Source organism: Paenibacillus prosopidis, from assembly GCF_003337375.1.
GTDB lineage: Bacteria > Bacillota > Bacilli > Paenibacillales > Paenibacillaceae > Pristimantibacillus > Pristimantibacillus prosopidis.
In genome coordinates, this window is sequence record NZ_QPJD01000002.1 from 445,920 (window position 1) to 463,045 (window position 17,126).

The following is a 17,126-nucleotide window of genomic DNA, read 5'->3' on the forward strand; positions in this document are numbered from 1 at the left end:
TTAATGGCAAGAAACTGACAAGGAGTTGTTTATCATTCACTACCACACCAGTTTCGAGAAGTCAGCGACAACAGCGATATCTTCAGCTATACCGGCAAGTGTCGACAAGCGGTTAGCCCGCACCGCTTCATCAGGCGCCATAACCATAACCTTTTCAAAATACGTATGAATAAAAGGCTTCAAAGATGATAATGATTGTACCGCTTTTACAATATTTCCATTTGTAATTGCTTCTTCAAACGTTGGACGCTGCTGCAGCCACTTCTCAAACAGCTCTGATTCCGCTTGCTCTGCGAATAATGAAGGATCGACTGCAACAGGCGTTGCTTTTAACGCCAAATTGCTTACGCGGTTAAACTGCTCTACCGTCAATTTAAATTCTGTGCGGTCATCTCCGGCAGCAAGCTTTTGAACGACTGAAGCACGTGCGACAGTTAAACGCAGATCAGCAAAGCCGGAAGCCATGACGGCATCCACAACGTCATATCTAACGCCCTGCTCGGATAGTACGTTTTTGACACGCAGCGCGAAGAAGTCGGACAAATCCTTCCGGATTTCAGCAGCATCACGCTTCAATCCACGACTCGCATGAACCGACAAAGCGGCATCATACAAGTCATTCAATTGAAGCTTTAAACCGTGAGCTAAAATAATTTGTACGATACCCGCTGCCTGTCTTCTAAGGGCATAAGGATCCTGAGAACCCGTTGGGATAATACCAATTGAAAAGCATCCGACGATTGTATCTATTTTGTCGGCTAAGCTAACGACTGCCCCGGCTAATTCCGATGGAGCTAGATCACCTGCGAAGCGGGGCTGATAGTGCTCATTAATGGCTTTTGCCACTGCTTCGCGCTCACCTGCTTTACGTGCATAATCCTCACCCATAATGCCCTGCAGCTCTGGGAATTCATAAACCATTTGCGTTACGAGGTCAAATTTGCAAATATCTGCAGAACGGCTGACATCCAGTGCCGTTTGCTCATCGACCAGCAATTGCTTGCTTAATAAGTCAGCTGTTGCGCGAATCCGTCTCACTTTATCGGCAACCGATCCAAGCTCTTCGTGATAAACGATATTTTCAAGCTTCGAAAGTGCATGGGCAATCGAAAGCTTATGATCCTCTTCATAGAAGAACTTAGCGTCTGAAAGTCTGGCGCGCAGCACCTTTTCGTTACCTTTAGCAACAAGCTCAATCGATCTCAGATCGCCGTTACGAACGGTTACAAAATAAGGCTGCAGCTGCCCATTTCCGTTAAATACAGGGAAATACCGCTGATGCTCACGCATTGAGGTAATAAGCACCTCTTGCGGAATGTTAAGGAACGAAGGATCGAATCCGCCAAATAGCACATTCGGATATTCAACCAAAAAGAGTACTTCTTCAAGTAAATCTTCCTTGATTGCAATTTCCCAGCCTTTTTCCTTCGCCAGCTGCTCAATTTGCGACACGATAAGCTGCTCGCGCTCGCTAACATCAGCAATAACTTGCTGCTCGCGCAGACGCTCTATATATTGAGCTGGTTCATGCACGATTGCATCACTGCCAAGGAAGCGATGACCGCGTGATACATTGCCGGTCTTTACGCCAGTAATTTCGAAAGGGATAACCTCTTGGCCAAATAATGCCACGAGCCAACGGATTGGACGAACGAATCGAAGCTCATGACTGCCCCAACGCATATTTTTTGGAAAAGACATCGATGTAATAAGCGTAAGCAAGCCTTCCGGCAATACAGAAGCCGTTTCTGCGCCTATGCTGCTTTTATTTGCATAAACATATTCGACCCCCGTAAGCTCCTGGAAATAAAGCTGCTCTGGTTCTACACCTTGGCTTCGGGCAAAACCAAGCGCCGCCTTGCTCCAATTCCCTTGATCGTCCTGTGCGATTTTACGTGAAGGCCCTTTTGCTTCTTCGTTCATATCCGACTGCTTCTCCGCAACATCATGAATAAGCACAGCAATCCGGCGAGGCGTGGCAAACACGTCAACGGTACCATGCCCGATACGTGAATCTGCGAGCCATTTTACCGTTTTCTCTTTGAGCTGATTCATCGCACCGCGAACGAAACGTGCGGGCACTTCCTCTAAACCGATCTCCAGCAATAAATCTCTAGCCATGCTGCTCCACTCCTTTCTTCAGCATCGGGAATCCGAGACGTTCTCTCTCCTCGTAGTAAGTCGATGCGCATTGACGAGCAAGGTTTCTTACCCGTGTTATATAGCCCGTTCTTTCCGTAACGCTAATGGCTCCGCGCGCATCAAGCAGGTTGAATGTATGGGAGCACTTCAGCACGTAATCGTATGCAGGGAACACAAGATTTTGCTCCATCGTTTTTTTTGCTTCTTCCTCATACATGTTAAACAAGGTGAACAACATGGCTGTGTCCGACGTCTCAAATGTATATTTAGAGTGCTCGTATTCGGGCTGCTTGAAGACGTCTCCGTAAGTTACGCCCTCTACCCATTCCAAGTCGAACACATTTTCTTTTTGTTGAATGTAGGAAGCGAGCCGCTCCATACCATACGTAATTTCAACGGCAACCGGATTAGCATCAATGCCGCCAACCTGTTGGAAGTAAGTAAACTGAGTAATTTCCATACCGTCAAGCCACACTTCCCAGCCAAGACCCCATGCTCCGAGCGTTGGAGACTCCCAGTTGTCCTCGACGAAGCGGATATCATGATCGTTCGCATCGATGCCAAGCTGCTTGAGACTTTCCAAATACAGCTCTTGAATGTTGTCCGGCGATGGCTTCAAAATAACTTGAAATTGATGATGCTGATAAAGACGGTTCGGATTTTCGCCGTATCGGCCGTCCGCTGGACGACGGGACGGCTCCACATAGGCGACATTCCAAGGCTCAGGACCGATTGAACGCAAAAACGTCATTGGATTCATAGTGCCTGCACCCTTTTCCACATCGTAAGGCTGGACCAGAATGCAATTTTGTTCCGCCCAAAACTGCTGCAGCGTTAATATCATTCGTTGAAAATTCATTTTAGACCCTCTCCTTCTTCCTCTTTTTTACGTTCTTAGTCGGACCTTGCGGTTGCTGGACAGCGAAGGCGATGAAATACAAAAAAACTCCCGCCTCTACGCCTGCTGCCAGACGTAGGGACGAGAGTTGTTATCCCGCGGTTCCACCCTACTTGGTCCACTCTGAAAGAGTAAACCCTCTTTGTTCAATACGACTCCGGAGTGCCCTTTCATCGCTTTGTCAGTCCGGGCTTTCACTATCCCCGGCTCGCTAATACACTCGACATCGAACGACTACTTTCTCCATCATTGTCCAATATTCATAATTTACTATTGTATGCTTCTTTATACCAAATGTCAAACTGCATTTGCAATTACCGTAAATCAAATAAGTTTATCGAGCTGATCCAAAAAATTGCGGGATTTCAGCTGAAGACCTAAATGGGTATCCATAAGCTTTCGCATGCATACCTTAAGCTCCGCTTTCGTCTCCGGCTTTACTTGAATCGTTCCAAGTCTGCGCATATCCATTCTGCGAAACAGCCTAAGCAGTTTATATGCTCCATCGCCAAGTAGGATTGCACCAGGATCTTTGCCGGCGCATCTTGAACATAGAATACCTCCGGCATGCGGAGATAACTTAAACGGTCCGACTACATTACCGCAGCTTACACATTCATCGAGTTCAGGCGAATAGCCAGATAAGTCTAAGATACGCATTTCATATAGATGGATGACGATTTGAGCATCCTTGCCTTCTCCCAGCGAAGTTAAACAAGCCTTTAGCTGTTCAAAATGAAAGCCGGTCGCTTCATCGTCCTGCAAGGAACGATCTGTAAGCTCTGCCGCATAGGACGCATAAGCAGCCAAATCGAGCTTCTCACGCAAAACATGGTGAGATTCAATAATCTCACCATGATTAAGCGTACCGAGTCCGCTGCTGCGAAAATAAACGAACTCTCCGTATGTAAAAGGCTGTGCGAGTGATGAATGCTTACTCTTCACTTTTTTGGCGCCGCGTATAAGGACACCCGCTTTACCGTTTGTCTTTGTGAGCAACGTAACAATTTTATTGCCTTCCCCGTAGTCCATACTTCGTATGACAATACCCTCGACACGATACAACATAACGTTAACTCTCCCCCGAAAGCACAAACGGGATACGCCGTCCCATGTCGGCGTAATATCCGTCCGCAAAAAAACCTTCTATTCAATTACCAGCATAATGCTTTTAACGTACATTCGACACGTCAGTTGGAAGTATCTTCTAATTCGATCATTGCAATCTCTTTGTCGGCTCCAACTAACGCATCAGGGCCGCCTTCCGCTCCAATCTGATTCATTTCCTTGTAAAGCATGAAGGATTCGACATCCCCGGTCAACGTAAAATACTTCCACGAAAAATCTCGCATTCGTATTCATCCCTTTCTGCCACGGAAATGCAGCTCCAGACGATAATAGGATGCGATAAATGTTCTCCGGCTATCCTTAACAAATTACGTCAATTAATCTTTAATCATGTTTGAATCCAAGATCCTTGAGAACACGTTCCTGATTGCGCCAATCCTTCTTCACCTTTACCCAGAGCTCCAGGAAGATGCGTGAGCCAAGCAGTGCCTCAATATCCTTGCGCGCCTGTTTGCCGACTTCCTTCAATAGCTCGCCTTTTTTGCCGATAATGATCCCCTTCTGCGAATCACGTTCAACAAAGATGACTGCGCCAATATATACAACACCGTTTTCCTTTACACGCATATCCTCGATCGTTACCGCAATTGAATGAGGAATTTCTTCGCGGGTCATATGCAATATTTTCTCGCGAATAAGCTCTGAGCAGACAAATTGCTCCGGATGATCGGTTATTTGATCAGCTGGATAGTATTGAGGACCTTCCGGTAAATAACGGGAAATTTGCTCAAGCAGCGTATCCACATTGTTCCCTTTGAGTGCTGAGATTGGCACAATTTCAGCGAACTCATACAGCTCATTATATTGTGCAATCATCGGAAGCAATTGCTCAGGCTCCACTTTGTCAATTTTGTTCATGACAAGGAACACGGGCGTCTTCACTTTTTTGAGCTGTTCAATAATAAAGCGGTCGCCGCCGCCAAGCCCTTCGGCTGCATCGATCAAAAACAACGCAGCCTCAACCTCCTTAAGCGCGCTTTCTGCCGTTTGCATCATGTAATTGCCCAGTTTTGATTGCGGTTTATGAATACCGGGAGTATCCAAAAACACAATTTGTGTATCGTTCGTCGTATAAACGCCATGAATTTTGTTCCGCGTTGTCTGCGGCTTATCCGACATAATAGCTATTTTCTGCCCGATTAAATGGTTCATCAGAGTTGATTTGCCGACATTCGGTCTGCCGATAATAGCCACAAAGCCGGATTTGAATTTTTTGCTCTCACGTCCGTTTGAAGTTGTTCGATTCATAAGCTTATTTAGCGCTCCCTATTATCTAATGAAGCCGGTGTAAATGCCCCCGGCAAAATATCCCCAACGGACGAAACCGTCCATTGACCGTTCAAATTCCCCATAATAACAGGCATGTCGGGCGTACATAGCTCCACCATTACCTGCCGACATACACCGCAGGGCGCAATCGGACCTTCTGTGTTGCCGATGACAGCGATAGCCTTAAATTGTCCGGGCCGTTTTCCGTCTGCCACTGCGCGAAAAAAAGCGGTGCGCTCCGCACAATTGGTCGGTCCATATGCCGCATTCTCTACGTTACAGCCATAATGAATATGACCTTCATCGTCCAGTAATGCTGCGCCTACTTGGAAATTCGAGTATGGTACATATGCGCGTGACATCGCTTCTTTTGCAGCATGCAGGAGCTGGGTATACGACTCTGATAACCCTACGTAAGTCATTTTTATATTCCCCTATCCGTGAAATTATCTCTTAAAAAAATAAATGCCACAAGGGCGGCCCAATAATGAGCAGCCCTATGACAGCAGAAATAACTGCTGCAATTAATACAGCACCCGCGGCAACGTCCTTCGCCGTCTTTGCGATCGGATGTATGTCTGGGCTTGCGAGGTTAACGGCCTGTTCAACCGCCGTATTGATCATTTCTGCGCTAATGACAACGGCAATCGCGAGCAAAATAATTGCCCATTCGAGCGGCTTGAGTGTCACGATAAGGCCAAGGCAGCAAGCAACCAGCCCGGCTATCATATGAAACCGCATATGTCCTTGCGTGCGAAAAGCGAAGCCAATGCCAGACAACGCAACCGCTAAGCTGCGAATAAACTTACTCATTAGCGGGATAGGCCGGCCTGCTGCAAGATCGCTTCTTGCTTAGCCGTCATTTCCGCTTCTGCAGCATCATCCTGATGATCATAGCCGATCAGATGCAAAAAACCGTGGACGAACAAAAAGCCGATTTCACGCTCTAAGGAATGCCCATACTCCTTGCTTTGCGCAGCTGCAGTTTCGACTGAAATAATAATATCGCCGAGCATACCGGAAATCGGGTCCGACTCGTCCTCGCTCTCCACCTCAAAAAAGATATCAAGCTCGTCTACTCCGTCTTCTTGCATTGCAAATGACAGAACATCCGTCGGACGGTCGATGCCGCGATAATCGCGGTTTAACTGATGAATTTCTTCATCGTCAGTAAACGTAAGCGAAACTTCGCCTTCCGTAATCCCTTCCGCTTCGGCCGCCATCTGAAGAAGCTGCTCCAACTTCGTTATCCATGCTTCCGGAATATCCATTTTTTGCTGTTCATTTCTCCAATCCAACTGCAAGCTCATGCCAAACGCTCCTTTGTCTTCACATCATCGGGATATTCAATGCGCGAATGGAATATTCCGATTACACTTTCCTTCAGTGACTGTGCAATTTTGTCGAGTTCCTTCAGCGTCAAATCACATTCATTGTATTGATTGTCGTCGAGTCTGCTTTTAATGATTTTGTGGATCATCGCTTCTACTTGCTCCACTGTCGGATTTCGCAAGCTGCGCACGGCAGCTTCTACGCAATCCGCAATTCCGACAACGGCTGCTTCCTTGGACTGAGCCTTCGGACCAGGGTAACGGAAATCATCCTCTGTAAAAGTTAGCTCCAATCCTTGCTCTTCCGCTTGCTTGACGGCCTTGTAATAAAAGAACTTAAGCGAGGTTGTCCCATGATGCTGCTCCGCGATATCACGAATCGGCTTCGGAATATTATGCCCCTTAAGCATCTCCACGCCATCTCTAGCATGAGCGACTATGATGGATTTGCTTAGCTTCGGATCAATTGTGTCATGCGGATTTTCTATATTCGACTGATTTTCAATAAAATAGTTCGGCCGTTTCGTCTTCCCGATATCATGGTAAAACGAGCCAACCCGGCAAAGAAGTCCATCCGCGCCAATTGCTTCAGCAGCAGCCTCAGATAAATTGCCGACCATCACACTGTGGTGATACGTTCCCGGCGTTTCCGTGAGCAGCTTCCGCAGCAGCGGATGATTGGGATTAGAAAGCTCCACCAGCTTAAGTGCTGATAAAATCCCGAATGTAATTTCAAAAAACGGCATTAAACCGATTACAAGCACCGCAGTAACCAAACCGCTTGCAAATGCGAATGCCACAGAATAAATAAAGGACACCCGCTCAAGCTGCTCGGTTAGCAGCAGCAGGGTAATGACCGACAAGGAACCAAACAAGCTCACCATAATACCAGCCTTCAAAATCGTTGATCGTTGACTCGCTCTGTGAATAGAGAAAATAGCTGCAAACGATACGACGATAATGACGAAGCCGTATTGAAAATCGAAAATTTGATGTTGACCGGTATTTAATATAATACTGCCCATAATCGCAAATAAAATCGAGCTGATGATGGCCAAATGCATATCCAGTAAAAGGGTAATAAGCATCGTCCCTAAAGCAGCAGGCGCTAAATAACCCGCATAAGGAGCAGTATCTGTCTGAGTTAACGAAATAATTTGAATCGTAATGATGTTGATAAGAAATATGAGCCACAGCATAAGTAACGATGAATTGTTATATTTAGGCTTCACGCCGTTTATGCTGCCGGACTGATGCAAATAGGCATAAAGCACGACGATAAACATGATGGATAAAATTAGGAGGCCAAGCTGCGGCCAGTAATTTTTCTTATCCTGGAGCAACGATGAATCAACGAGCAATTTGTATAAGTCCGGTGTTATCGTTTGCCCGCTTTTTACAATCAATTCGCCTTCTTTGATGACGACAGGCGGTGTATTTTGCTTCGCCTGCACCTTCGCTTCATCAGTTGCTTCTTTGTCCAAAAACTTGTTAGGCATAATCGCGAATCTTGCCAATTCCTGAACAATTTCGCGGCTTGTACGGCTCGTCAGCGAGCTTGCATTCACAAGCTCGGCTACTTGAGTCCGTGCAGTCTCTGCTTCACGCAGCTGCTCGCCTGTCAGCTTACGCACAATATCCCGAGCTACGTTACGCATCTCGGTTAGCGATTCAGCCGACAAATTAGGCATCTTGTAAAACGTTTCCTCAGGAATGGTATATTGCTGCTCCTTAGCTATCATTGCCATTTCCTCGAGCAGTGTATCATTGTAGGTTCCTTTGCCTTTGTTAAGCTTGACAAAGCTATCGATATATTCAGAGTACCGACCAGGAATTTCGTTGCGGTAAATATCGATTTTATTTTGCACCGTCACTTGATCGTCTAAATTCAGCTGTTCGATTCTTACAAAAATTTGATCAACAAGCGTATCATTGCGAAGGGCGACTATCGAGTAAATATCGTCGACTTTATCGGCAGCGTCTTCTTCCGCTTGCCTCGTCGCCTTCTCGTCTTTTATTTGAAAGGGCGCTTTAATATCCTTCTCGCTGACAGCGCCCTCTTCAATATCATAAGTCTCGGGAACCAGATGAGGAGCTAAGCTGAAATAGAATAACAGCACAAACATAAACATCAGCACCCATCGAACGGCTGTACTCTGCTTCCAACCAGCCGTCTTAGACGGCCGCAAGCTCCCCTGTTTTCCGGTCTGATTTTGGTTCATGCAGCAGACATCCCTCTCTAGGCTTTGTTTTCAGCATCCCAGTTATATGCCACAATAATTTTCTGAACTAAGGAATGCCGCACGACGTCTTGTTCAGAGAAAAAGATCATACCGATTTCCTCTATGTCTTTCAAAATGCGCTGTGCTTCGATCAGGCCGGAATTTTTGCCCCGGGGCAAATCGATTTGCGTAACGTCTCCTGTAATGACCATTTTCGAACCGAAGCCAAGCCTGGTCAAAAACATTTTCATTTGTTCGGGCGTCGTATTTTGAGCTTCATCCAAAATAATAAAGGCATCGTCAAGCGTACGTCCGCGCATATAAGCAAGCGGTGCGATTTCAATCATCCCGCGCTCTAACGCTTTGACTGTTTGGTCAGGACCTAGCACGTCATGAAGCGCATCGTACAAGGGCCGCAAATAGGGATCTACCTTTTCCTGCAAATCGCCTGGCAGGAAGCCGAGATTTTCTCCCGCCTCTACGGCAGGCCTAGTCAGCACGATCCGTTTAACCGAGCCTTCCTTCAATGCAGCTACAGCAAGCACAACAGCTAAATACGTTTTACCTGTTCCGGCAGGACCTATTCCAAACACGATATCGCGTTTGCGGATCGTCTTTACGTAGTGACGCTGCCCGATCGTCTTAACCCTAATCGGTTTCCCTCGATAAGTTGTCGTTATTTCCTTCTTAAACAAATCGAGCAGCTCTTCAGCCTGCATCGAACGCGCTAATTCGAGCGCGTATGCGACGTCTCTTTCGGACGGTGAGTAACCGCCGCGTACGAGCTGCAGCAGTACGCTATAAAGCTGCTCAAGCGAAGCAACCTCTTCCGCAGGACCGGAAATGACAATTTCCGCTTCACGCGAACTAATAGATGCTTCAATCTGCGCTTGTATGAGGCGCAAGTACTTGTCCTGTGGTCCAAATACAGCTAATCCTTCCGCTGCGCTGCCTAGCGGTATTTTTACTACTTTCGTCTCTATTTGCAACAATCCTCAATCTCCCTGCATCTGGACTAGTGGCATTTCCTTAACGATAGATTGCTCGACCTCAAAAAGAACTTTCATATAAACTTTACCATTCTCCGCCTTTTCATGCAAAACAATTTCGTCCCGGATGACCGCATCGCTTCCTGCTTTTATTAGCACATCAGCTTTCGCTTGCAAAATGCCTATGCCCTTCGCTTCCGCTTCCGTCAGCGTACGCTTCTCCATCCTCATCTCCATAACCGTCTCTTTCATCCGCCCGATAGGCAGAGACCAATTGCGCCATGCCGCTTTTTGCTCATGACGAATGGTTTCCGAAGCCGCGAATGGATTGTCACCATAACCGCTCACTTGAAGCGCCCGAGAGCCGATAATCGCGAACCATTTCGTTTTTTTCTCGCCCGTATACACCTTCACGCTCTGCGTTAAGGGAGAAGCTATTGAAAACTCGTACCATACGAGACCTCTTACGGTTCCTTTTGCTACAATTGTCCGGGAATGCTCTTCTCCTCCGATGGTTCCCGAAATCAACGTCTGGCCCTTCTTCACCTTCGTGTTTTTCTTAACGACAGGTCTGCCTGCCTCAGCGATAATTTCCGTAACGACGGCGTCTGTCGAAGCTACCAGATGACGCGGATTGTTTAATGCCGTATGTTTCGGAACGGTTTGCTCAACCACTTGGATAATGACCTTTGTCCCTTTTTTCTCCACGCCGACCCACGAAGCACCTGGCAGCTTTCGCACTAGCTGCTTAGACAGCACGTCTGCATCGGCAAGACGAAACGACCATTGCATCGGATACAATCCCTCTTGCTTAGCGACCGCCCGTATCTGCTCCTCCGTCAGCTTGACGTTCCCTTGAACTTCAACACTCCAAACAAGCGAGGACAACATAAAGATAATCGCAAAAAACAAAACGATTCCTCCGGCAAACAGCTTCCTCCGCTCAGCCTTCACAAGGAGGAACGGCAGCCCTTTCCGCGCGGTGACATGAACCCTGCAGCCTGTCTCCTTTAAATACGTGCGAAGCCTAAAAAAGTCGCTTACAGACAGCTCAAATTCGAGCAAGCCCTTGCTTGTCCACCGTATTGAAGACAGCTGCAATCCGCCCGCAAGCGCCCGGTTGACAAGCAATTCGGGTTGCCCGCCCCGTATGTGAACGGTAACCATTCCTTTTATCCATTGTGCCCCTTGTATGCTCATTTCCTTCCCCTCCCGGACATTAAGTTTAGGACGATCCATGCTGAGAAAGCTTAATTTATGGAATCAGTTGGATGTTCGTAATTTGTCCTTCAACAAACACTTCCTCCGTCCAAATCGTTCGAATGACGAGTGAGCTCCCCGTCACCTCCAACTGCCCCTTACTCAATGCGAGCCTAAGCCGTTCACTTGAAAAATGGACGACTCCTCTATGGTTTTCGATATACAACTGGCGGTCGCCAATCATCGTTAAACGCGGCAAATCGTACACGACGTCATGCGGCATATCCAAAAGCTCAGCGGTCACTTTGCGGAATTTTCTTTTTATACGACGCATGGACGAATCTTGGCCTCCTTAAAGGTTTGTAAAGCAAACCTACTTCGTAAGCATTATCTAAGGTTAGTGAAGCAAACCTACTTCGTAAGCATTATCTAAGGTTTGTAAAGCAAACCTACTTCGTAAGCATTATCTAAGGTTTGTGAATAACCTACACTCCGGTTTTCATGTACTGTACCAAAATATGCAAGAAGTGGTCCGAATATGAGATTAAAGTAGCATCTGACATGCATAAGTACAGAATTTCAAGAATACTGAAAATGAAAAACCGCCGAAGCGGATGCTCCGGCGGTTCATTTGTTATTTGCGGTAAGGTCTCTTGGACCGGGGCGGGCCTAATATTTCGGCCCAAACGATCGCTTTTCGTATATCATCCGCTTCCACAGAAGCTGCCATAGCGCTTTGATTCGCCGTTTGGCGACCCGCAACACCTTGTGTCTTTGCATTGGCTGCAGCTGCCTTGTGAAGTGAGCGTTCAAGCGCAGCCGCTTGTGCAGCCGTTACAGCAGCATTACCTTCTTGGGATGCCGAAGGCTGCCGCTCCTGCTCGGGACGGGGGCGATATAACGTTTGAGTTTCTGTGCGTTCTACCGGACGCCGCTCATCGCTGCGTTCCTTGTCATTTTTTTGAGGAAACGGCATGCGAGGTAAGCCGCCCCCGCCAAAGTCCGGCATTTGGTTTGGCTTCTTCTTCGATCCGGCTTTGCCGAACAAGGAAGCTAACGCCCCGATTATAATCACAACTACAAAAATGTTATTCAACAAAAACTCAATGATTTTCAAACTGCCATCACCTCCATGGCGCGGCCGCGCTAAACGTTATTCCTTGCATGAACGTCTGCATTATCAATCGTGTTTACCGTCTGGCGAAGTATCCGGCTTGCTGATAGAGCTGCGCATTTGCGTATCAGCTTCGATATTTTTCAAGTTCATGTAGTCCATGACTCCTATTTTCCCGCTCTTTAACGCTTCTGCCATGGCAAGCGGCACTTGTGATTCAGACTCTACAACGCGGGCTTTCATTTCAACAACCTTCGCTTTGTTCTCCTGCTCCTGAGCTACAGCCATTGCGCGGCGTTCTTCCGCTTTCGCTTGCGCAATTTTCTTATCGGCCTCAGCTTGCTCGGTTTGCAGGTGGGCCCCGATGTTTTTGCCTACATCAACGTCCGCGATATCGATCGACAAAATCTCGAAAGCAGTTCCGGCATCGAGTCCTTTGCCAAGCACAGTACGAGAGATCATGTCCGGATTCTCAAGAACATCCTTGTGCGAATTCGCGGAACCTACGGTCGTTACGATACCTTCGCCTACACGGGCAATGATCGTTTCTTCACCGGCACCGCCGACGAGACGGTCGATGTTAGCACGAACGGTTACGCGTGCTTTAACCTTTACTTCAATGCCGTCTTTCGCTACTGCGGCAACAATAGGCGTTTCGATAACGCGCGGGTTAACGCTCATTTGCACCGCCTGCAAGACATCACGGCCAGCCAAATCAATAGCAGCCGCGCGTTCGAATATAAGCGGAATGTTCGCACGCTGCGCCGCAATTAGCGCATTTACTACACGGTCAACGTTACCGCCGGCCAAGAAATGGCTCTCCAGCTGATTAATGTTCAGACCGAGCCCTGCTTTGGTCGCCTTGATCAGCGGGTTAACGATTCGGCTTGGGACAACTCTACGCAAGCGCATAGCTACTAGCGTAATAATGCCGATTCTTACGCCCGATGCAAGTGCGGAAATCCACAGCATAATCGGGAAAAAGCTTAGAAATACGGACAGAACGATAATCACTACTACAGCTAAAATTAAAACGGATACGATTGGATCCAATCCCATTAGCTAAAACCCTCCAAGTATATATATTTTCTGATGCTATTGTACTATTTCTTTCACGACTACCCAAGTTCCTTCCGCTTTCATAACTTTAACTTTGCGGTTCGCTTCAACAAACTCGCCGGAAGTGACGACATCGATGCGGTTGCCGCCGATCAGCACGGTTCCCGCCGGTCGAAGCGGTGTGATCGTAACCCCTTCTAAGCCAAGCAGTGAGTCCTTGACGTCTGCCGATAAGTACCCTTCCTCTGTCGTCAGCTTGTCGCGAAGAATAAACTTGTTCCAAATGCCCCTTGTTTTGTTCATCCTCACGAAAACCGTAATAATAATGATGGCAACGACTAACGCGACTACGATCGAGATGAAAGCGGTCATCGGATCGGATCCGGCTATCACGACGCCGGTAATTAATGCTGCGCTTCCGAGAATACCTAGAATACCGAAGCTAGGAACAAAAACCTCGATAATGAGCAGTGCTATGCCGATTACGAAGAGAACGACGGATTCCATGCCGGCAAAGCCAGCTACGTAGTGACCGAAGAAATAAAGGCCAAACGACAATATGCCAACGATGCCCGGGACACCAAAGCCCGGCACTAGCATTTCAATGACGATACCCGCGATACCAAGAATGAGCAGCACCGTCATCACTACCGGATTGACGAGCCACCTCGCCACATTTTCTGCAAGCGTTGGAGCTACCTCAACTTGCGTTCGTCCATCAAGACCCAGCCATGTTATAACTTCCTCTACTGAATTCGCCGTATACTCGGAATAGCCTACCTTCTCGGCTTCGCTTGCGGATAAGGTAAGAATCTCTCCTTTCAGCTTATCTCTGCCGATCTTATCCTTCAGCTCTAACGTTACGTTCTGATCAACCATAGCTGCTGCAATCTGATCGTCGCGACCGTTTAATTTGGCGGACTCCATCATTTCCTTTACCCAAAATGAAACCGTCTTCGGATTGTCGATGAGCGTTCCCGAGCCGTCTACAACCGCCGCTGCGCCAATCGTGCTGCCTGGCTGCATCACAATGTTATCCGCATTTAGCGCAATATACGTACCTGCCGATACCGCCTTACCTTCGACAAACGCTGTCGTCGGTATTTTGTTTGAACGAATGAAATGGCCGATGTGCTCTGCATTTATCACCTTGCCCCCAAATGTGTTAACGACAAGGATGACATGCTCTGCCTTTGCTTCTTCAGCCTCTTTGTAGGCTCTTTCCAAAAAGGATTGAAGCCCCGACTCCACCGTCTGCTTCACGGGCACGATGTAGACGGCCGGACCTATATCGTTAGCCGCTTTCGTTTGTTCCGCCGGAATGCCGAACAATCCCGCAACCGTCACCAGCATTAACGCTGCAAGCAGCATAATGGGAGCGGCTGACAATCTTCTGCGCCATCGATTTATGTGCAAGAAGGTTCCCCCTTTTTACATGTATTATTCCCTATTACGAACAAAAGACCTAAATGTTTCAAGTTTTGCTTGCTGTATTATATCATTCGCCAATATTGCACACAAAAAAACACCCCGGTTAAGGGGTGTTTTGTGAGTCCGAATGTTTAGTTACTTAAGAAGCTGCTGTACGAACTGATTTACTAGTTTACCGTCAGCGCGTCCCTTTGTTTTAGGCAAAAGGGCACTCATAACTTTTCCCATATCGGCTTTGGAAGAAGCACCGAGTTCATGGATGGTCTGCGTTACTATCTCTTGAATCTCTTCTTCAGTCAGCTGCTCGGGAAGGTATTGACTAATAATTTCAATTTCCACAACAAGATCCGCAACTAGATCATCACGGCCGGCTTTTTTAAATTCTTGGAGGGAATCTTTACGTTGTTTGACTTCGCGACTCAATATCTCAAGCACTTCATTATCGTCCAAAGGACGCTTCAAATCAATTTCCAAGTTTTTCACTGAAGCGCGCATCATACGAATAACGCTAAGCTTAAACTTGTCCTGATTCTTCATTGCTTGTTTCATATCGTCGGTCAATCTTTCGCTCAGGTTCATTATGGAAGGATCCTCCTAAAACTTTCTCTTGCGCGCAGCCTCAGACTTCTTCTTGCGCTTCACACTTGGCTTTTCATAATGCTTGCGTTTTTTCACCTCAGCAAGAACTCCATCTTTAGCGATGGAACGTTTAAAGCGGCGAAGCGCAGCATCAATAGTTTCGTTTTTGCGAACTTTAGTTTCAGACACCAGTTTTCCCTCCCTCCGAAACAGACCGTCCAGAGCTATAACACGGTTTATCAAATTTCATTATATGTCAAACTAAAACCCAGTGTCAACTTTGGATATCTGACAATAATGGAGAAAGTTTTGTTCCTCCGAGCAAATGAATATGCAGGTGGTAAACAACCTGTCCTCCATCTTTATTTACGTTGTTGACGAGACGGTAGCCGGCCTCGGAAATCCCTTGCTCATTCGCGATTTGACGCGCAACTGCAAACAGTTCAGCAATAAGCGGAGCATCTTCATCCGAGACGTCATTCATCGTAGGGATGTGTTTTTTCGGAATGATCAATATATGTACCGGAGCAGCAGGCTGTATGTCATGAAAAGCAAGAATTCTGTCGTTTTCAAACACTTTTTTTGACGGAATCGAACCTTCGATTATTTTGCAAAAAATACAGTCCATAAAATTCACCCCCTATTCGTTCTTATTCTCTTATCATAGCGAAAATAACGATGCCCGTCCATTCGGAAAACGCCGGCTGGCAGGCATCTCCTGTTATCCAACCGGCGTTTGCGAAATACTAGTAAAAAGGCAGTAACGATAAGGCAAGAAGCGCTGCAAGCGGGAACACCCGACGAATGAACCGTCTCCGCGGAAAATATGGATACGGATAGATCGGATATCCATACGGCGGATATCCAAAAGCCGGATATGGAAGAAATGCTCTGTTATCCCATTCATTTGAGCCGCAAGGTACCGCCAGACATACGACTTCATCGTCCATATGTTCAATAAAGCCGTCACAACACCAGCCGTCATGGGTTTGCGCCAATACATAACGGTGCATGTGCTGCTCACACCATTGTTTCATTTGCTCTTTATCCAATACTGTATTTTCCATTGTTCAGCCTCCTGTCAATTCATCATATTCACAGATAGGCATTTGGCTACTTAACAATCCGAATTAAAGCATTACTAAGCAGCTGGAAGCTTAGTTGTTTGCCCGCTCATCACCTGCTGTAATTTCTCGACAAGCACGATCCATTCCAGTCCGCTGGATAATCGTATAACGGCAACACGGTTTTCTCCAATATTCGTATTGAAGCTGTCCATTATACGGGCCATTTCCTCTAAGGAGCCTTTCAAAGCGACCAAATAAGCCCGTTCCTCCTCTTTCAGAGTACCCGGGTTATTGCCAATCGCTTGTAATGCTTCCTCGACTTCATTTACATACTTTAACGCTTGCTCCGCATCCCGTTTCTCCGATTTTCCGGCAATAAGCTCCGCTTCAGTCATTAAATTAAAGTATGCCTGTCCTTTTTGCGAGGCTTTGCCAGCAAGGAATTTCGTTTCCGCTCGCGTCTCAAGCTGATTGCTTTGCAGCAAGGCGTCTAGCAGCGGGATTAGCTCCTCAAAATATTGTTTGGACTGTACTGCCGCAGCGTAAATCTTTTGCCCTGTCTCGAAATTGTTTTGCTGCTTATTCTGTAAAAATTGCGAGTACAAAAACACGTTGCCGATCAAGCTGAACACGAGCAAGACAAGTGTAATCGGCAGCGCGATGGAGCGTTTGCCCGTTTGTTGTTGCCCCATCTTCT

At 47.0% G+C, this 17,126-nt stretch carries 20 protein-coding genes; all 20 read right to left on the reverse strand.

Going from position 1 to position 17,126, the window contains the following annotated elements; all coding sequences use genetic code 11:
- Window positions 1-39: 39 nt before the first annotated feature.
- Entirely contained in the window at window positions 40-2,121 is a 2,082-nt protein-coding gene (gene glyS, locus DFP97_RS04480; RefSeq protein WP_114378767.1) for a glycine--tRNA ligase subunit beta, read from the reverse strand.
- Window positions 2,114-3,001, reverse strand: coding sequence for a glycine--tRNA ligase subunit alpha (gene glyQ / locus DFP97_RS04485; RefSeq protein ID WP_114378768.1), 888 nt, complete (start codon window positions 2,999-3,001; stop codon window positions 2,114-2,116). The genes glyS and glyQ overlap by 8 nt, the downstream gene beginning before the upstream one ends.
- 363 nt (window positions 3,002-3,364) lie before the next feature.
- Window positions 3,365-4,108, reverse strand: coding sequence for a DNA repair protein RecO (gene recO / locus DFP97_RS04490; protein ID WP_114378769.1), 744 nt, complete (start codon window positions 4,106-4,108; stop codon window positions 3,365-3,367).
- Window positions 4,109-4,230: 122 nt separating this feature from the next.
- Window positions 4,231-4,392: a YqzL family protein gene (locus tag DFP97_RS04495; RefSeq protein ID WP_114378770.1), complete on the reverse strand. Its 162-nt coding sequence runs from the start codon at window positions 4,390-4,392 to the stop codon at window positions 4,231-4,233.
- 100 nt (window positions 4,393-4,492) lie between these two features.
- Window positions 4,493-5,416, reverse strand: coding sequence for a GTPase Era (gene era, locus DFP97_RS04500; RefSeq protein WP_114378771.1), 924 nt, complete (start codon window positions 5,414-5,416; stop codon window positions 4,493-4,495).
- A gap of 8 nt (window positions 5,417-5,424) precedes the next feature.
- Window positions 5,425-5,859 (reverse strand): cytidine deaminase, encoded by a 435-nt coding sequence (locus DFP97_RS04505; RefSeq protein ID WP_114378772.1) that lies wholly within the window; start codon window positions 5,857-5,859, stop codon window positions 5,425-5,427.
- 31 nt (window positions 5,860-5,890) lie between these two features.
- Entirely contained in the window at window positions 5,891-6,250 is a 360-nt protein-coding gene (locus tag DFP97_RS04510; RefSeq protein WP_114378773.1) for a diacylglycerol kinase family protein, read from the reverse strand.
- The gene (ybeY, locus tag DFP97_RS04515) at window positions 6,250-6,747 is read right to left on the reverse strand and encodes an rRNA maturation RNase YbeY (protein WP_114378774.1); all 498 of its coding nucleotides are present in this window, start codon (window positions 6,745-6,747) and stop codon (window positions 6,250-6,252) included. Before ybeY ends, DFP97_RS04510 begins: the two co-directional genes overlap by 1 nt.
- The gene (locus DFP97_RS04520; RefSeq protein WP_114378775.1) at window positions 6,744-8,990 is read right to left on the reverse strand and encodes an HD family phosphohydrolase; all 2,247 of its coding nucleotides are present in this window, start codon (window positions 8,988-8,990) and stop codon (window positions 6,744-6,746) included. Before DFP97_RS04520 ends, ybeY begins: the two co-directional genes overlap by 4 nt.
- A 17-nt stretch (window positions 8,991-9,007) precedes the next feature.
- Window positions 9,008-9,979, reverse strand: a complete 972-nt coding sequence (locus tag DFP97_RS04525) for a PhoH family protein (protein WP_114378860.1) — start codon at window positions 9,977-9,979, stop codon at window positions 9,008-9,010.
- A gap of 6 nt (window positions 9,980-9,985) precedes the next feature.
- Window positions 9,986-11,179, reverse strand: coding sequence for a sporulation protein YqfD (yqfD, locus tag DFP97_RS04530; RefSeq protein WP_114378776.1), 1,194 nt, complete (start codon window positions 11,177-11,179; stop codon window positions 9,986-9,988).
- A gap of 55 nt (window positions 11,180-11,234) precedes the next feature.
- Window positions 11,235-11,513: a sporulation protein YqfC gene (yqfC, locus tag DFP97_RS04535; protein ID WP_114378777.1), complete on the reverse strand. Its 279-nt coding sequence runs from the start codon at window positions 11,511-11,513 to the stop codon at window positions 11,235-11,237.
- 300 nt (window positions 11,514-11,813) lie between these two features.
- Window positions 11,814-12,296 carry a hypothetical protein gene (locus tag DFP97_RS04540; RefSeq protein WP_114378778.1) on the reverse strand — a complete coding sequence of 161 codons (483 nt, stop codon included), beginning with the start codon at window positions 12,294-12,296 and terminating at the stop codon, window positions 11,814-11,816.
- 63 nt (window positions 12,297-12,359) lie between these two features.
- Window positions 12,360-13,352 carry a flotillin-like protein FloA gene (gene floA / locus DFP97_RS04545; RefSeq protein ID WP_114378779.1) on the reverse strand — a complete coding sequence of 331 codons (993 nt, stop codon included), beginning with the start codon at window positions 13,350-13,352 and terminating at the stop codon, window positions 12,360-12,362.
- Between the two features lie 36 nt (window positions 13,353-13,388).
- On the reverse strand, window positions 13,389-14,768 hold the full coding sequence (locus DFP97_RS04550; RefSeq protein WP_245975897.1) for an NfeD family protein: 1,380 nt from the start codon (window positions 14,766-14,768) through the stop codon (window positions 13,389-13,391).
- Window positions 14,769-14,918: 150 nt separating this feature from the next.
- Window positions 14,919-15,362 (reverse strand): GatB/YqeY domain-containing protein, encoded by a 444-nt coding sequence (locus tag DFP97_RS04555; RefSeq protein WP_114378780.1) that lies wholly within the window; start codon window positions 15,360-15,362, stop codon window positions 14,919-14,921.
- Between the two features lie 15 nt (window positions 15,363-15,377).
- Window positions 15,378-15,551, reverse strand: coding sequence for a 30S ribosomal protein S21 (gene rpsU, locus DFP97_RS04560; protein ID WP_005547957.1), 174 nt, complete (start codon window positions 15,549-15,551; stop codon window positions 15,378-15,380).
- 85 nt (window positions 15,552-15,636) lie between these two features.
- Entirely contained in the window at window positions 15,637-15,990 is a 354-nt protein-coding gene (locus tag DFP97_RS04565; RefSeq protein ID WP_114378781.1) for a histidine triad nucleotide-binding protein, read from the reverse strand.
- Between the two features lie 118 nt (window positions 15,991-16,108).
- The gene (locus DFP97_RS04570) at window positions 16,109-16,429 is read right to left on the reverse strand and encodes a hypothetical protein (protein ID WP_114378782.1); all 321 of its coding nucleotides are present in this window, start codon (window positions 16,427-16,429) and stop codon (window positions 16,109-16,111) included.
- A gap of 74 nt (window positions 16,430-16,503) precedes the next feature.
- Window positions 16,504-17,121, reverse strand: a complete 618-nt coding sequence (locus DFP97_RS04575; protein ID WP_114378783.1) for a hypothetical protein — start codon at window positions 17,119-17,121, stop codon at window positions 16,504-16,506.
- Between the last annotated feature and the right edge of the window lie 5 nt (window positions 17,122-17,126).

Bases quoted from the DNA above. Each gene is read 5' to 3' on its own strand.
- glyS (WP_114378767.1), bottom strand. From the start codon at position 2,121: ATGGCTAGAGATTTATTGCTGGAGATCGGTTTAGAGGAAGTGCCCGCA.
- glyQ (WP_114378768.1), bottom strand. From the start codon at position 3,001: ATGAATTTTCAACGAATGATATTAACGCTGCAGCAGTTTTGGGCGGAA.
- recO (WP_114378769.1), bottom strand. From the start codon at position 4,108: ATGTTGTATCGTGTCGAGGGTATTGTCATACGAAGTATGGACTACGGG.
- DFP97_RS04495 (WP_114378770.1), bottom strand. From the start codon at position 4,392: ATGCGAGATTTTTCGTGGAAGTATTTTACGTTGACCGGGGATGTCGAA.
- era (WP_114378771.1), bottom strand. From the start codon at position 5,416: ATGAATCGAACAACTTCAAACGGACGTGAGAGCAAAAAATTCAAATCC.
- DFP97_RS04505 (WP_114378772.1), bottom strand. From the start codon at position 5,859: ATGACTTACGTAGGGTTATCAGAGTCGTATACCCAGCTCCTGCATGCT.
- DFP97_RS04510 (WP_114378773.1), bottom strand. From the start codon at position 6,250: ATGAGTAAGTTTATTCGCAGCTTAGCGGTTGCGTTGTCTGGCATTGGC.
- ybeY (WP_114378774.1), bottom strand. From the start codon at position 6,747: ATGAGCTTGCAGTTGGATTGGAGAAATGAACAGCAAAAAATGGATATT.
- DFP97_RS04520 (WP_114378775.1), bottom strand. From the start codon at position 8,990: ATGAACCAAAATCAGACCGGAAAACAGGGGAGCTTGCGGCCGTCTAAG.
- yqfD (WP_114378776.1), bottom strand. From the start codon at position 11,179: ATGAGCATACAAGGGGCACAATGGATAAAAGGAATGGTTACCGTTCAC.
- yqfC (WP_114378777.1), bottom strand. From the start codon at position 11,513: ATGCGTCGTATAAAAAGAAAATTCCGCAAAGTGACCGCTGAGCTTTTG.
- floA (WP_114378779.1), bottom strand. From the start codon at position 13,352: ATGGGATTGGATCCAATCGTATCCGTTTTAATTTTAGCTGTAGTAGTG.
- DFP97_RS04555 (WP_114378780.1), bottom strand. From the start codon at position 15,362: ATGAACCTGAGCGAAAGATTGACCGACGATATGAAACAAGCAATGAAG.
- DFP97_RS04565 (WP_114378781.1), bottom strand. From the start codon at position 15,990: ATGGACTGTATTTTTTGCAAAATAATCGAAGGTTCGATTCCGTCAAAA.
- DFP97_RS04570 (WP_114378782.1), bottom strand. From the start codon at position 16,429: ATGGAAAATACAGTATTGGATAAAGAGCAAATGAAACAATGGTGTGAG.
- DFP97_RS04575 (WP_114378783.1), bottom strand. From the start codon at position 17,121: ATGGGGCAACAACAAACGGGCAAACGCTCCATCGCGCTGCCGATTACA.